This window comes from Candidatus Phytoplasma pini, assembly GCF_007821455.1.
Classification (GTDB): Bacteria; Bacillota_I; Bacilli_A; order Acholeplasmatales; family Acholeplasmataceae; genus Phytoplasma; species Phytoplasma pini.
The window spans coordinates 1-15,914 of record NZ_VIAE01000005.1 but is presented as its reverse complement, the minus strand read 5'-3'; the positions used below and the strand labels follow the sequence as shown (position 1 = coordinate 15,914).

The 15,914-nt window shown below is 22.4% G+C and carries 12 protein-coding genes; 11 read left to right on the top strand and 1 reads right to left on the bottom strand.

Annotation, left to right across the window (positions count from 1 at the left end; all coding sequences use genetic code 11):
• The first annotated feature begins 22 nt into the window (after positions 1 to 22).
• The 11 genes from mnmA to MDPP_RS01190 all read left to right on the top strand — a co-directional run bounded on the left by mnmA (position 23) and on the right by MDPP_RS01190 (position 15,003).
• Complete coding sequence (gene mnmA / locus MDPP_RS01240; protein ID WP_144658404.1) at positions 23 to 1,165, top strand: tRNA 2-thiouridine(34) synthase MnmA; 1,143 nt, start codon at positions 23 to 25, stop codon at positions 1,163 to 1,165.
• Positions 1,166 to 1,428: 263 nt separating this feature from the next.
• Positions 1,429 to 3,660: a RelA/SpoT family protein gene (locus MDPP_RS01235; RefSeq protein WP_144658402.1), complete on the top strand. Its 2,232-nt coding sequence runs from the start codon at positions 1,429 to 1,431 to the stop codon at positions 3,658 to 3,660.
• A gap of 3 nt (positions 3,661 to 3,663) precedes the next feature.
• Positions 3,664 to 4,941: a histidine--tRNA ligase gene (gene hisS / locus MDPP_RS01230; RefSeq protein ID WP_144658401.1), complete on the top strand. Its 1,278-nt coding sequence runs from the start codon at positions 3,664 to 3,666 to the stop codon at positions 4,939 to 4,941.
• Positions 4,938 to 6,674, top strand: coding sequence for an aspartate--tRNA ligase (gene aspS, locus MDPP_RS01225; RefSeq protein ID WP_144658399.1), 1,737 nt, complete (start codon positions 4,938 to 4,940; stop codon positions 6,672 to 6,674). The genes hisS and aspS overlap by 4 nt, the downstream gene beginning before the upstream one ends.
• Positions 6,675 to 6,708: 34 nt before the next feature.
• Positions 6,709 to 7,965 carry a tRNA lysidine(34) synthetase TilS gene (tilS, locus tag MDPP_RS01220; RefSeq protein WP_144658398.1) on the top strand — a complete coding sequence of 419 codons (1,257 nt, stop codon included), beginning with the start codon at positions 6,709 to 6,711 and terminating at the stop codon, positions 7,963 to 7,965.
• A 180-nt stretch (positions 7,966 to 8,145) separates the two neighbouring features.
• Entirely contained in the window at positions 8,146 to 8,898 is a 753-nt protein-coding gene (locus MDPP_RS01215) for a hypothetical protein (RefSeq protein WP_144658396.1), read from the top strand.
• Between the two features lie 27 nt (positions 8,899 to 8,925).
• Positions 8,926 to 9,747 carry a ribosome biogenesis GTPase YlqF gene (ylqF, locus tag MDPP_RS01210; protein WP_246058873.1) on the top strand — a complete coding sequence of 274 codons (822 nt, stop codon included), beginning with the start codon at positions 8,926 to 8,928 and terminating at the stop codon, positions 9,745 to 9,747.
• A gap of 28 nt (positions 9,748 to 9,775) precedes the next feature.
• Positions 9,776 to 11,575: a type I DNA topoisomerase gene (topA, locus tag MDPP_RS01205; RefSeq protein ID WP_144658392.1), complete on the top strand. Its 1,800-nt coding sequence runs from the start codon at positions 9,776 to 9,778 to the stop codon at positions 11,573 to 11,575.
• A 68-nt stretch (positions 11,576 to 11,643) separates the two neighbouring features.
• The gene (ftsY, locus tag MDPP_RS01200) at positions 11,644 to 12,612 is read left to right on the top strand and encodes a signal recognition particle-docking protein FtsY (protein WP_144658390.1); all 969 of its coding nucleotides are present in this window, start codon (positions 11,644 to 11,646) and stop codon (positions 12,610 to 12,612) included.
• A 104-nt stretch (positions 12,613 to 12,716) separates the two neighbouring features.
• The gene (locus tag MDPP_RS01195) at positions 12,717 to 14,081 is read left to right on the top strand and encodes a signal recognition particle protein (RefSeq protein ID WP_144658389.1); all 1,365 of its coding nucleotides are present in this window, start codon (positions 12,717 to 12,719) and stop codon (positions 14,079 to 14,081) included.
• A gap of 46 nt (positions 14,082 to 14,127) precedes the next feature.
• On the top strand, positions 14,128 to 15,003 hold the full coding sequence (locus MDPP_RS01190) for a 5'-3' exonuclease (RefSeq protein WP_144658387.1): 876 nt from the start codon (positions 14,128 to 14,130) through the stop codon (positions 15,001 to 15,003).
• 276 nt (positions 15,004 to 15,279) lie between these two features.
• On the opposite strand, the gene MDPP_RS02225 is transcribed toward MDPP_RS01190, so the two are convergent.
• A complete protein-coding gene (locus tag MDPP_RS02225; RefSeq protein WP_420885457.1) occupies positions 15,280 to 15,681 on the bottom strand; it encodes a DUF2963 domain-containing protein in 402 nt (133 codons plus the stop codon).
• Between the last annotated feature and the right edge of the window lie 233 nt (positions 15,682 to 15,914).

The window sequence follows — 15,914 nt, the reverse complement described above, 5'->3', positions numbered from 1 at the left end:
TTATATTAATTAAGATTCGAATATGAAAAAAAAAATAATTGTTGCATTGTCCGGAGGAGTAGATAGTAGTGTTGCTGCTTTACTTTTATTACAAAAAGGATATGATGTAGAAGGTGTATTTATGCGCAATTGGGATAGCGCTTTGAATTATGATATTCAAGGTAATCCTTATTTGCGTCATCTTGTTTGTCCTCAAACACAAGATTATCAAGATGCTTTAAAAGTAGCTCAACAATTGAATATTAAATGTCATAAAGTAGATTTTTCTCGAGAATATTGGGAACAAGTTTTTGTTCCGTTTTTAAATGATTTAAAAAAAAATTTAACTCCTAATCCTGATGTTTTGTGTAATAATAAAATTAAATTCTCGATTTTTGTTAAATATGCAAAAAAATTTAATCCTAATTTTATTGCTACTGGACATTATGCTAAAATTAATTTTCAAAATAATAAATATATTTTGACAAAAGCTAAGGATCAAAACAAAGATCAGACTTATTTTTTATCTCAATTAAATTCTAAACAATTAAAAAAAATCATTTTTCCTTTAGGAAATTTGACTAAAAAAAAAGTTAGGGAAATAGCTTATAAAGAAAATTTGATTACTGCTTTAAAAAAAGATTCTACAGGAATTTGTTTTATCGGAGAAAGAAATTTTTTTACTTTTTTGAATAATTATTTATCTTTAAAAAAAGGCTTTATTAAAACTATGAATGGTGTTGTAATGGAACAAAAACATGATGGTGTCATTAAATATACTATTGGCCAAAGAAAAGGTTTGAAATTGAAAGTATCTAAAGAAAATCAAGCACCTTGGTATGTGGTAGGGAAAGATTTAAAAAAAAATATACTTTATGTAGATCAAAATTATGATAGTCCTTTTTTATATAGTGATTCTGCTTTAGTTATTAATGTAGTTTGGAGAAGTTATGGTATTTTTCAAAATCATGGTAAAATAAAAATGATGGCAAAGTTCCGTTATCGACAACTTGATCAAGATGTTGAATTGAATTGGTTAGATAAAAAAACAATTAAAGTTTATTATCCTCAAAAAATTAAGTCAGTAACTCCTGGTCAAATTTGTGCTTTTTATAAAAATGATTTTTGTTTAGGCGCTGGTGTTATAAAAGAAGTTTATTCGCAAAATAAAAAAATATTTTGTTGAATATATTTGTGAAATAATTTTTTGAGTTAAAATTTAAATAAAATAATAAGATATTTTATGAATTGCAAATGAAATTTATATATCTTTATTAATTTTCATCTTATATATATTTCAAAATATCATTTGAAAAAAAGATTTTTTTTTCGAGTACAAAATATTAAGATAAAATATGTCTTTGTTTTATTATATGATTAATATTGATTTAATTTAATTTTGTTAAATAATATAATATCATTCTATATTTTATTGACCAAATTGATGAGGTGTTTTTTATTAATAAAAAAGGATTAAATATTAATATACAAAACGAAAATATTTTATATAAGGAATTTATACAGAAAGTTAAAGAGTATATTTTTCAAAAAGATGTTTTAGATAAAATTCATCAAGTTTATTTATTTTCTAAAGAAAAACATTCTAAACAAAAAAGAGAAACAGGCGAAGATTTTATTGTTCATCCTCTTTCGGTAGCCAAAACTTTAGCTGATTTTCATAGTGAACCAAATACTTTAATGGCAGGTTTGTTGCATGATATTTTGGAAGATACAGATTTAATTTTTGAAGAATTAAGAAAATTTGTTGGCGATGATGTATCTTATATAGTAAAAAAAGTTACTAAATTATCAGAATTAGTTTTTGATCAAGAACAAAGACAAATCGAAAATCAACAAAAAATGTTTTTAGCTATGGCAAAAGATATTAGAGTTGTTTTGATTAAAATAGCTGATAGACTACATAACATGCAAACTTTATATATAATGAGATCTGATAAACAAATACGTATTTCAAAAGAAACTTTATCTATTTATGCACCGTTGACTCATCGTTTATGTCTTTTTCAAATTAAATCACAGTTAGAAGATTTATCTTTTAGATATATTAATCCAAACGCTTATTATCATATTTCTCATTTGATCAGTATTAAAAAACAAGAAAGAGATAAAACAATTAATAAAATTATTCAAAATATCACTCTTTTATTGCGTCAATCTCATATCGAAAATTTTTTAATTAGTGGCCGTAGCAAAAATATTTATAGTATTTATAAAAAAATGCAAAAGAGACATGTTAATTTTGAGGAAATTTTTGATTTATTGGCTGTGCGTATTGTAGTTAAAAATGTAGATTTATGTTATCGTTGCCTAGGTATTATTCATGCTAATTATTCTCCTCTACCTTCAAGATTTAAAGATTATATTGCTGTTCCGAAATCAAATTTATATAAATCTTTACATAATACTGTTTTGTCTAAATATGGTTTATTCGAAGTACAAATTAGGACAAAAGAAATGAATGAAATGGCAGAAAGGGGTATTGCTGCTCATTGGAGTTATAAAGAAAATACTGAATATTCAAGACAAAAAAAACAATTAGAAATTGTTCAAAAACTTAGATGGTATAGAGATTTAATTCAAATAACCAAAGATTCTAAAAATCATTTTCCTCAAAATTCTAAAGATTTTGTTGATACAATTAAAAATGATATTTTAAGCGAAAATGTTTATGTTTTTACTCCAAAACACGAAGTTTTTGAATTAACTAAAGGTTCTACAATTATTGATTTTGCTTTTCGCATTCATTCTTCTATTGGGTTAAGAACCATAGGTGCTATTGTAAATGGCAAAATTACTCCTCTTTCTTATGAATTAAAAAATGGTGACATCATCACTATTAAAACTAGTAAAAATATTTCTAAAATTAATAGAGAATGGCTTCGAATAGCCAAAACTAATTCTGTTAAAAAAAATATTAAAAAAATTCTAAACAAACGCGAACAAGATCAAAAATTATATTTTATTACTAAAGGAAAAGAAATTTTAGAAAAAGAATTATTAAAGCATAAAATAGAATATAAAATAGATCAATGTTGTATTTTAAAACATTTTAGCAAGCGAGAAACTTTCAGTAGTAATGATTTTTATTTTAATATTGGCAATAAAAAAATTTCTGTTGCCAAAGTTGTAGAATTTATAAGTTCTCAAAATTTATCGAAAGAAAATTCGTTAGAAGAAAAAATATCTAAAAATTATAACAAAGAAAATATTAAAAATAAAACAGTTATTTTAATCGAAGGTTTAGATAATGTTAAAATAAAATTCGCTAATTGTTGTAATCCTATTTTTAATGAAGAAATTATTGGGTTTATATCAAAAGAAAAAAGTGTTAATATTCATCTTAAAGATTGTTTTAATTTAAAAAAATGCGATCAGAATAAAATTTTATCTGTTAGTTGGGCTGATCATTCTAAAACAAAATATATTAGTTGGCTTGTTATCGTAGGAAGTTATAGTTCTATTCTTTTAACTCAAATTAACAATAAATTGAATATTTTAGGAATTGATATTTTAAAATTAAATATCATTAATAATAATAAATTATCTGAAACAATTATTCGTTTACAAATTTTAGTTAAAGATATTCAAGAAATGAATCAATTAATTTCTTCATTATCTCAATTGTCTAATATTTATCAAATTTATAGAAAGACTCGATAATAAATGATTATTAAAAAAATCAAAGGAACTCATGATTTATTGTTTTCTTCTTTAGAAAAATGGAAAATAGTGGAAGATAAATTAAAAGAATTATTAGAGATATATAATTTTCAAGAAATACGCACTCCTATTTTAGAATATGATGAAGTTTTTTATCGTTCTGCTGAACATTCTGAAATGGTTTTAAAAGAAACTTTTAAGTTTCAAGATAAAAAAGGACGAACACTTGTTTTAAGGCCAGAAGGAACTGCTTCTGTAGTTCGAAGTTATGTCGAAAATAAATTAGATTCTATAAAAGATATTTTATATAAATTTTATTATTATGGACCTTTTTTTCGTTATGAAAGGCCTCAAAAAAATCGTTATCGACAATTTCATCAATTTGGAATAGAAATAATAAATATTAAAAATGTTTTTCAAGAAGTTGAAGTTTTTTTTTTATTGCAAGAAATTTTGTCAATGTTTTCTTTAGAAAAAGCAAAAATTCAAATTAATACTTTAGGCGATATTGCAACAAGAAATAATTTTTTGAAAATTTTTACATCGTATATTTATTCAAATCAAGAAAGTTTATGTATCTTATGTTTGCAAAGGATTAAACGAAATATTTTAAGGATTTTTGATTGTAAAGAATGTCAAAACAAAAATTTTTTAAAAAAATCTCCTGTTATTTTGGATTATTTAACAATCGAAGCTAATTCTAAATTTAAAAATATTTTTCGTCTACTAAAAAAAACTAATATTAATTTTGAAATTAATCCTCGATTAGTAAGAGGGTTAGATTATTATACTGATTTAGTTTTTGAAATTGTTTTGCCCAAAAATAATGATAAAAATATAGTTTTAGGCGGAGGAGGAAATTATAACGAATTAATTGAATCTTTTGGCGGCAAAAAAACTAATAGCATGGGTTTTGCTTTTGGAATAGAACGTTTAATAAGTGTTTTGGAAGAAAATTCTTTTTTTGAATATCGAATAAATTCAAACAAAATAGATATTTATTTATTAAATTTAGATAATCAAGCAATATTGAAATCTTTTTTTTGGTTAAAAGATTTAAGGTTTCATAAAATAAAATCTAATATGAATTATGAATTAAGTTGTTTTGATACAATGTTAAAAAAAGCTTTACAAAATAATCCTAGATATATTATTTTTTTAGGTCAAAAAGAAATAAAAAGTAATCGAATTAATATTAAGAATATCGATAAAAAAATTACATATGTTGTTAATGAGGAAGAGTTAATTAATTTTTTAAGAAAGGAATTATCGAATAAATGAAAATAAAATATAATGAATTTAATAGCGATATTAGTTTAAAACAAAAAGGAAATAAAGTTTTATTAAAAGGTTGGATCGCTCGTAAAAGAAATTTAGGTAATAAAATGTTTTTGATTTTAAGAGATATTTCTGGTTTTATTCAATTATTAATTAAAAATAATCATCCTCAATATCAACAAGTATCTCTTTTGAAAGTTGAAACTGTTATTGATGTTCAAGGTTTAGTTATTGAAAGAATTAATAAAAATAAAAATTTAAAAAATGGAGATATCGAGATTTTAGTTGAAAAAATAAATGTTTTATCTGAATCTCAACAATTACCTTTAAATGTTTTTGAAACAACCGAAATATCAGAAGAATATCGTTTAAGATATCGTTATTTAGATTTAAGAAGAGAAGATAAAAAAAAATATTTATTACAGCGACATGCAATTACTCAAAATATTCGCCAAACACTTTTAAAAAATTACTTTTTTGAACTCGAAACTCCTATATTATGTAAATCTACACCTGAAGGCGCTAGAGATTTTTTAGTTCCTTCACGTATTTATCCAAAATATTTTTATGCTTTGCCGCAATCACCACAAATTTTTAAACAATTATATATGATTGCTGGTTTCGAAAGATATTTTCAATTTGCGCGTTGTTTTCGTGATGAAGATTTAAGATCAGATAGACAACCAGAATTTACTCAAATAGATATTGAAACTTCTTTTTTTAGCCAAAAGGAAATTATGACTTTAACAGAAGAAATTATCGTTAATTTATTTCATTCTATTAAAAATAAAAGTTTAAAATCTCCTTTTTTTCAAATGGATTATGAAGAAGCAATTAATTTATATGGTACTGATAAACCTGATTTGAGATTTAGTTTATTTATTGAAGATTTGACATCTTACTTTAATTCTTCTTTTTTAAATCAAGATAATGAATCTGAAATCGTTTTAAAGGGAATTAAAATAAAAAAAGATGATGTTCGAAATAAAAAGAAATTATACAATAGCGTAGTTAATGAATATAAACGTGTTTTGAAAGAAAAATATCAAGTAAATTTGTTTTTTTTAACTAAAACAGAATCTTTTACAAAAGGTTATTTAAGTAAATTTATTATAGATGATTCTTTTTTGGCAAATGATGAAAGTTGTTTTTTATTAATATTAAATGCAAAAAATAAAAATTTGTTTAACCAATCTTTAAAAGCTTTAGGTTTTTTACGAAATAAATTAGGTAAATATTTAGATTTAATCGATTCAAGTAAAGAATCTTTATTATGGATCGTTAATTTTCCTTTATTAGAATTTAGCGAAAAAGAACAAAGATATTATGCCTTACATCATCCTTTTACAAGCCCTTCTGATTTAGCATTATTAGGATTATCCCCAGATAAAGTTAAAGCAAAAGCTTATGATTTAGTTTGGAATGGTTATGAAATAGGCGGTGGTTCTTTAAGAATTCATCAATATCATATACAAGAATTAATTTTTAAAAAATTAGGTTTTTCTGTAGAAGAAATTCAGAAAAAATTTGGTTTTTTTGTGGAAGCTTTAAAATATGGTACTCCGCCGCATGGAGGAATTGCTTTGGGATTAGATCGCTTAGTGATGATGTTTACAAAAACGAATAATATTAAAGATGTGATTGCTTTTCCTAAAACTCAAAGTGCTAAAGATTTGATGTTAGAAACGCCTAGCCAAGTCGACGAAGAACAATTATTGACTTTAAAAATTAAATAAAATATATTTCTAAAAAGGATTGTCGAGTTTGCAAATGATAAATTTATCTGTGAAATTAGATAAAAAGAAAATTTATATTATTGCTGTCAGTGGTGGCGTTGATTCCATGGTATTATTAAATTTTTTATTTCGGCGTAATTATTTTTTAATTGTAGTTCATTTTAACCATTTAAAAAGATTAGAAGCAATTAATGAAAAAAAAATAGTTCAAAAATATTGTCAACTTATGAAAATTTCTTTTCATTATTTTGAATTAAATGTTGGTAATAAAGATTTTCAAAATCAAGCAAGAAAATTAAGATATCAAAAATTAAAAGAAATAGCAATCCAATATAAAACTAATTATTTAATTACAGCGCATCATTTGGATGATTTATCAGAAACTATTTTATTTAAGATGGCACGCGGAAGTTCTTTGTTAGGTTATAGCGGTTTAAGTAGTTCTTTTTATCATGATGGTTTCTTTTTTTTAAAACCTTTTTTATATGTTTCTAAAAAAAAAATAATAGATTATGCTATAAAAAATAAAATTATTTTTTTAGAAGATTATACTAATCAATTAGATATATATACTCGTAATAAAATTCGTAATCAAATTATCCCTTATTTTAAGAAAATAAATAATAATTTTTTACAAAATATTAAACATTTTCATTTACAAATGATGGATGTTTTTGATTTTATTAGGAAGCAAACACACATTTTTTTGAAAACATATAATAAAAATAGTTTTTTTGATTTAAAATTGTTTTTAACACTAGATTCAACGGTGCAAAAAGATATTATTTTATATTTATTAGAAATGAAACAAATTAAAAAAAATTTTACATTAATAAATAATATTTGGAAAAGTTTAAAAAATATTCAAAAACCTTATGTTGAATGGTTTTTAGATAAAATATGGATTTTTCAAAAAAATTATAATTATTTTACAATTAAAAAAAAATTAATCTCAGAAAAAAAATTAAATTTTAAACCTAAACCTTTATTGTATTATTGTTTTGATAAAAAATTAATTTCTTTTTGTTCTATAATTCAAGAAATAAAATGTGATTTTAATAAAATAATTCCTCCTTTTATTTTAAGAAAAAGGAAATTTGGTGATATTTTAAAATTTACTTTTGGCACCCAAAAATTAAAAAAATTTTTAATTGATAAAAAAATTCCTTTAAAAAAAAGAGATGACATTTTATTAGTGGTTGATCAAAAAAAAAATATTATTTGGATTCCTGGGATTTATATTAATAATGCTTTATGTCAAAAAGATGTTTTTTATTTAGGGATAAAATAAAATATATTTTTTTATTGAAAAAAATAATTTTATTTTTCATATATTATATGATATAATTTTCTTTATTGTTTTTGAATTTTTTGGTATTAAATTATCATAATCATATATAATTTTGTTATAAAGTTTATTTATGCAAAAACCAATACTTATGATATTTTGAAGAAAGTATAATATAAAATTATGTTGAATTATTTATCTTCTTATTGGCGATATTTACAAAATTTTTTTTCTTTTTCAGCTGGTTTATTTTGTGGTTTTTTACTTTTTGGTTTGTTATATATAATCTTTGTTATTAAAAAAATAAGTAGCGGTTTTAACAACTTAGGAACCGAAAATGATATTTTGAATAATCAAGAAATGGAAAATTTAATTAAAAAAACACAACTTGATTTTATAGAAGATATTAAAAAAAATAAAGATGATTATTTAAAATTTTTATGGCAACATATTAAAAATTTAACTTTAACTACATCATCTTCTTTTTACCCTAAATCTCAGTATCCTTATTTAGAACTAACTCTTGATGAAAGTTTAGCTTTAATAAGATATTTACATGATCGAATAGAATTTTTATTTCAACAAAAAATTATTAGTATTTTCAAAAAAATGACTTTAAAAAATTTTTTTATTTTAAAAACTAACTTAGTAGATAAAAAATATTTTGATAAAGCGAAAAAAGTAAATAAATTTGCTAATTTTATTTCTAATACTGTTAATATTTTAAATCCTTTCCATTGGATCAAGAAAATATTTTTTCGTTTTTTTTATGATACTTTAATTAATAAAATAGGTTGCGCGATTATTTTAATTGTTGGCGAAGAGGTTTATAAAATTTATAGTAAAAAAATATTTCAATCTGAACAGGATATAAATCAAATTTTAAAAGAATTGCAAGATGAAATTAATAAACAAAAAGAACAAAATATTGAATAAAAAAATAAAAGTTATGGTTATATTTTGATGGTTGTTCAATCTTTTCCGATGCATATGCATCAAGCAATAAAAGAAATTAAAAATTATTTAAAATTGACTGATTTGGTTTTATTTGTTGTAGATGCTAGAATTCCTTTTTCTAGCATGGATTTTCAACTTTTAAAATTAATAAACAATAAACCAGTTCTTCTTTTATTAAACAAAACTCTTTTAACTGATTCAAATAGAAATGAATTTTTTATTAATTTTTTTGCAAAAAAAAATATATTTACTTTAAACATTGACTCAAAGTATAATTTTAATATTGATAAAATTATTTTTAAAATCAAAGACATTTTCAAAAAAAATTTCAAAAAGAATAAATATTTTTTGAAGTTGATTGTTATAGGTGTTCCCAATGTCGGCAAATCAACTTTAATTAATTCTTTAACAAAAAGAAAATTATTGAGAACAGCAAATAAAATAGGCACTACAAAAAAAATTCAATGGATTTCTTTAAATAATAATATAAAATTATTAGATACTCCTGGTATATTATTAAATAAAATTACTGATGCAAAAATAAGTTATTCTTTGGCTATTTGCGGTTGTATACGTTCTGATTTCTTAAATAAAGAAAAAATTATTAATCATTTTTTACCTTATTTAAGACATTATTATTATATGATTTTTAAAAAATATTTTAATTTAAATGATGAAGAAATCAAACAAGAAGATTTATTACAAGTTTTGTTTTTTAAACAAAAAAATTATTTTATAAATGAAAATCAAAAAATTAATTTTATTTGGGATAAAATACAAAAAATGTCTCAGATTAATTTTGATCTTGATTTGATACTTTTATCTTAATTTTTTATTTTTATGCAAGGAAATTTTTATGAAAAAAAAACCAGTTATTATTTTAGAATCTCCTTCTAAAGCAAAAACTATTAGTAGTTTTTTTGAAAATAAAGTTTTAGTTTTGTGTTCAAAAGGCCATATTAGAGATTTATCTTTAGAAGGCGAAGGAAATTTAGGGATTGATATTGCAAATGGATTTCGACCGAGTTATATTATTATTCCGAAACAAAAGGAATTAGTTAAAAATTTAATTCAAAAAACTAAAGATAAAAATGTTTTTTTAGCGACAGATTCGGATAGAGAAGGTGAATCGATAGCTTGGCATTTATCTGAAATTTTAAATTTAAAAACAACAGATTTGAATCGTATTGTGTTTAATGAAATAACTAAAGATGTTGTTTTAAAAGCTTTTCAAAATCCCTCTTGTATTAATAAAGCTTTAGTAGATTCACAAGAAACAAGAAGAATTTTAGACAGAATCATTGGTTTTAGATTATCTTATTTAGTAAAAAAAATAAAATCTAAATCAGCGGGTAGAGTTCAATCAGTAGCTTTAAAAATTATTGTAGATTTAGAAGATGAAATAAAAAAATTTATTCCAGAAGAATATTATTTAATTAATGCTATTTTTGATTTTTTTCAAGCTAATTTAACGTTTCAACCTAAAGATAAAAAAATAAAAAAAACAGAAGCATTAGAAATTTTTGAAAAAATCAAAAATAAAAAATTTCTTTTAAAAAACAAAAAAAAAGAGAAGTCATTTAATCAACCGCCTAAACCTTTTATTACATCTACTTTACAACAAGATTGTTTTCGAGATTTGTCTTTTAGCGCTAAAAAAACAATGAATATTGCACAAAAATTATATGAAGGAATACAAATAGAAAAAGAAAGAATTGGTTTAATTACTTATATGAGAACAGATTCTTTTAGAATTTCTTCTATATTTATTCAAACAACTCAAAATTTTATTGTAAAAGAATATGGCAAAAAATATGTTGGTATTTATAAAGAAATCAAGAATACAAATAGTCAAGATGCGCACGAAGCAATTAGACCTACCGATATTTATAGAACTCCTGCGAAAATGAAAAAATATTTAGATAAATATGAATTCGCATTATATCAAAAGGTTTATTCGCGAACTTTATCTAGTTTAATGTCTTATGCGTGTTTTTTTAAAACTCAATTAATTTTTGTTGTAGATAAATATTTATTTGAAGCCAATGGTAAAGAAATGATTTTTGATGGTTATTATAAAGGTTTAGGCGATTCTTTTAAAAATACTTTTTTGCCTGATTTGGAATTGAATCAATTTTATTTACCAAAAGAAATTAAAATGATCGATAAAATGACTAATCCTCCCGCGCGTTTTACAGAAGCTTCTTTAATCAAAAAATTAGAAAAATTAAAAATTGGTCGTCCTTCAACTTATGCAAATATTATCGAAATCTTAAAAAAAAGATTTTATGTAATTATTAAAGATAAAGAAATTTTTCCTACTGAAATTGGTATTTCTACTAAGATAATTTTAGAAAAATTTTTTCCTTCGATTATTAATATTCAATACACTTCACAAGTTGAAGAAAAATTAGATCTTATATCAGAAAAAAAGATTGAAAAAAAATTTTTTTTAAAAGAATTTTATGATGATTTTCAAAAACTTTTAGATATAGCGAATCAACAAATAAAACGTATTAAACAAGTTACTACATATGAAAAATGTAATTTATGCCGTGGAATAATGTTGAAGAGAAAAGGAAAATATGGTCTTTTTTTAGGTTGTTCTAATTTTCCTAAATGTAAAAATATTATGTCTTTAAAAAATAAATATTAAAAAAATAATTTATCAATGTTTTGGTATTAAATTACATTATATTTAAAAAAATAAAAAGGATAAAAAATATGTTTAATTTTATCAAACAAATATTAAATAAATTTAAAAAAAAGAAAAAAAAAATTTCTATTTTAGGTGTCAAAAAAGTCGAATATGATTTTTGCGATTGGGTAAAAAAAGCTTATGAAAACAAAAAAATTGATTCATTCTTGTTAGAAAATTTAAAAATTTTATTCATTAAATCAGATTTTGGTTTAAAAACAACTTTTTTTTTAATTAAAAAAATCGAAAATATTATTTCGAAGGAACAATGTCAAGAAACTTCTTATTTATTACCTATCATAAGAGAAGGATTAATAAATGTTTTACAAGAAGATGATATTAAATATCAATCATTATCGAAAAAAGATACAAAATCACAAATTTATTTGTTGGTAGGTGTTAACGGGACAGGTAAAACAACGACTATTGGTAAATTAGCACAAAAATTTAAGAATGAAAATAAAAAAGTTTTATTAGTAGCTGGCGATACTTTTAGAACAGGCGCTTTAGAACAATTAAAAATGTGGCAAGAAAAAACCCAAAATGAAATTTTTTTTAAAGAACAAAAAAATAAAAGTGTTTCTAGTTTATTTTTTGATGCTTTAACTTACGCAAAAAAAAATAATTTTGATGTTATTTTATGTGATACTTCAGGCAGATTAGAAAATAAAACAAATTTGATGTCAGAGCTAAAAAAAATCAAAAAAATTATAGAAAAAATAATGTCTGATGCTTATTTACAAACTTTTTTAGTTTTAGATGCTATGACAGGTCAAAATGCTTTAAAACAAGTTGATTTATTTCATAAATTAATAGTGTTAAATGGTATTATTTTAACTAAATATGATGGTATTTCAAAAGGAGGTATTATTTTAGCAATTAAATATCTTTATAATCTTTCTGTTAAATATGTAGGTGTTGGCGAGAATGTTAATGATTTAATTACTTTCGATATCAACGAATATGTTAATAATTACTTTCCTCTTTCTTTTTGAATATATTTTATTTATGCATTTATATAATAATATATGTGAATTCAATTATAAGAATAGAATTAATGAATAGTTAGGATAAAAATAAGAAAGGAAAAATACAATTAATGAGTTTTTTAAATGGCGGGTTACAAGGTCTTATAGATAAAATTAAAGGTAAAAAATATATTAAAGAATCTGATTTTGAAGAAATCATGAAAGATATTCGTTCTTCTTTTTTAGAAGCTGATGTGGATTATTCAGTTATTACTCAATTTAATGAATTAGTTAAAAAAAGAGCTTTAGGACAAAAAGTTTTTGAAATTTTAGAATCAAAACAAACATTGATTAAAATTATTAAAGATACTTTAGTGGATATTTTGGGTTCTCATAATAAAGAACTTCAATTAAAAGATAATTTTATGAATGTAATTCTTTTAATGGGGTTACAAGGTAGTGGAAAAACAACTACTTCGGGAAAATTAGCTTTTTGGATTAAACAAAAATTTCAAAAAAAAGTTTTGATTATTGCAGCTGATATTTATAGATTTGGTGCTATAGAACAATTAGTTCATATAGGGGAAAAAATAGGTGTTGAAGTTTTTTTTCAAAAAGGACAGAAGATTTTAAATATTATAGATAATGGTTTACAATATGCTTTGTATAATAATTTTGATGTAGTAATTATTGACACTGCTGGTATGTTAAATATAGATGAAAAAATGATCCAAGAATTGAAACAAATTCAACAAAAATCAAATCCTTCAGAAATTTTAATTGTTATTGATTCTCTTTTAGGTCAAAAATCTTCAGAAGTAACAAAAAGTTTTCATGATAAGATAAATGCTACAGGTGTTATTTTAACTAAAATGGATGCTGATGTTAAAGGAGGGATTGCTTTATCTGTTAAATTTTTGACAAAATTACCTATTAAGTTTATTTCTTCATCAGAAAAACATGATGATATTCATTTTGAAGTTTTTCATCCTGAACGTATTGTTTCTCGAATTTTAGGGATGGGAGATATTTTAACTTTAATTGATAATGTCGAGAGTAAATTGAAACAAGAAAAAGAAAATTCTGAGATTTTAGAAAAAATTTTAAAAGATAATTATAATTATTATGATTTACAAAAACAATTGAAATTTTTGAAAAAAATAGGTTCTATAAAAAATCTTTTAAATTTTATTCCTGGAATTAGTTCTAAAATTAAACAAATGCCTGTATTAGAAGATAATATAATTCAAAAATTTGAAGCTTTAATACAAAGCATGACCCATGAAGAAAGAATAAAACCCAATTTAATAGATGCTAATAATCGTAGAAGAACAAGAATTATAAAAGGATCTGGAAATAGTAATCGTGAAATGAATTTTTTAATGGAATTCATGAAAAAACAAAAACAAATACAAAGTAAAATAAAATCAGAAAAAAATGATAGTGATATCAATCCTCTTGATAATCCTGAAGAATTTTTTAAAAAATGGTTTTAATTTATTTTTTGAATTAAAGATTTAAGAAAAGAGGAAATAATAAAAAATGAAAGATTTAATTTTAATCGATGGTAATTCTTTTGTATTTAGAGCTTATTATGCAACTGTTTATAAAAAAAAAAATATAATGACAAATAGCGAAGGACAAGAAGTTAATGCTTTATTTATTTTTATGAAGATGTTCCAAAAAATTTTAAAACAAAACCATAAAAATATTTGTGTTTTTTTTGATTCTCCTGATAAAACTATAAGACATGAATTATATTCTAATTATAAACAAGGACGTCCGAGTACACCTATTTCCTTGATTAATCAAATATCTTTAATTAAAGAATATTTAGAGCTTTTAGGTATTAGATATTATTTTCAATCAGGATATGAAGCAGATGATATGATTGGTACTATAGCTAAACAAGCAAGTTATCAAAAAATTCCTGTTTTTATTTTCTCGAGTGATAAAGATTTTTTACAATTAATCGATGATCAAATTACAGTTTGTTTGATCAAAAAAGGTTTAAGTAATATTGTGTATTATGATGTTTCTAAATTGAAAGAAGAATATCATTTAACACCAGAACAAATGGTAGATTTTAAAAGTTTAGTCGGAGATTCTTCTGATAATATTTTGGGGGTTCCTAAAATTGGAATCAAAACTGCTATTGAATTATTAAATAAATTTCATACTTTAGAAAATATTTTTAATTGTTTATCTCAATTAAAAGGAAAAATTAAAGAAAATTTAATTTCTTTTCGCGAAAGAGTTTTTTTTAATCGTTTTTTAATGACTATTAATATTTTGGCTTCTTTGTCTTTTGATTATATGCAGACCCAAAGAAAAGATGTTCAAAAAGAAGCTTTGTTTCTTTTTTTAAAAAATCATAAAATTTCACAAGAAAAAGAATTTAATAAAAATCTTTTATAAAGATTGATTAATGTTCTTTCATTGATCTGTTTTGTGTAATTCTATCTTACACATTTAATAAATTTATATAATTGAGCAATAAACATACACATATTACACAACTTATATAAATCTATAATCGTGATAGAATCATGGTGTTTCGGAATGCACTGTTTGGAGTAGGGCTAGCTTGTAATAAAAAACAAGATAAAAATCCTGTCAATAAACGTATTTAATCTATCGCTATTGTTTCTTTTGGTAAAAGAAAAAAAGCCACTAAGTGGCTTTATATATTTGTTATTCTATGATTTTTCCCCAAGTGTTTGGGTCGTATTTTGTAATTCTATCAACTGAACCATCATTATTATATTTAGTAAATTGAATTGGATTTCCAGTTTTTGGATCGTATTCGTTGATATAATCAATTGAACCATCATTATTATGTTGAGTTTCGTTAATTAGATTTTCAGTTTTTGGATCGTATTCGCAGCTACTATCAATTGTTTTTCCGTCTTCTCTGTATTTAGTAATTTTAATTAGATTTTCAGTTTTTGGGTCGTAGTCGAATTCGTTGATAGAGTCAATTGTTTTTCCGTCTTTTTTGTAATCAGTAACTTTAATTAGATTTTCAGTTTTTGGATCGCATTCTCCGATAGAGTCAATTGTTTTTCCGTCTTTTTTGTATTTAGTAAATTTAATTTTTTTACCATTTATGTCGTATTCTTCAATATAATCAATTTTTCCATCGTCTTTATAATATGTTTTTTTATGTTTGTTGTTTTCATCATCTTTATTTTCATCATGTTTGTTTTCATTAGATGTATTTTGTTCTATTGTTGTTTTTTCATTGTTATTTTCAATTTTAAAATCTTCTTCTATATAATCTCACAAGTATGTAAAAAGATAAAATCACAACAATTATTAATAATAAT

What these genes read in the sequence shown, in the direction of transcription:
- hisS (WP_144658401.1), top strand. Translation starts at nt 3,664, where the DNA reads ATGATTATTAAAAAAATCAAAGGAACTCATGATTTATTGTTTTCTTCT.
- aspS (WP_144658399.1), top strand. Translation starts at nt 4,938, where the DNA reads ATGAAAATAAAATATAATGAATTTAATAGCGATATTAGTTTAAAACAA.
- ftsY (WP_144658390.1), top strand. Translation starts at nt 11,644, where the DNA reads ATGTTTAATTTTATCAAACAAATATTAAATAAATTTAAAAAAAAGAAA.
- MDPP_RS01190 (WP_144658387.1), top strand. Translation starts at nt 14,128, where the DNA reads ATGAAAGATTTAATTTTAATCGATGGTAATTCTTTTGTATTTAGAGCT.
- MDPP_RS01215 (WP_144658396.1), top strand. Translation starts at nt 8,146, where the DNA reads ATGTTGAATTATTTATCTTCTTATTGGCGATATTTACAAAATTTTTTT.
- topA (WP_144658392.1), top strand. Translation starts at nt 9,776, where the DNA reads ATGAAAAAAAAACCAGTTATTATTTTAGAATCTCCTTCTAAAGCAAAA.
- mnmA (WP_144658404.1), top strand. Translation starts at nt 23, where the DNA reads ATGAAAAAAAAAATAATTGTTGCATTGTCCGGAGGAGTAGATAGTAGT.
- MDPP_RS01195 (WP_144658389.1), top strand. Translation starts at nt 12,717, where the DNA reads ATGAGTTTTTTAAATGGCGGGTTACAAGGTCTTATAGATAAAATTAAA.
- ylqF (WP_246058873.1), top strand. Translation starts at nt 8,926, where the DNA reads ATGGTTGTTCAATCTTTTCCGATGCATATGCATCAAGCAATAAAAGAA.
- tilS (WP_144658398.1), top strand. Translation starts at nt 6,709, where the DNA reads ATGATAAATTTATCTGTGAAATTAGATAAAAAGAAAATTTATATTATT.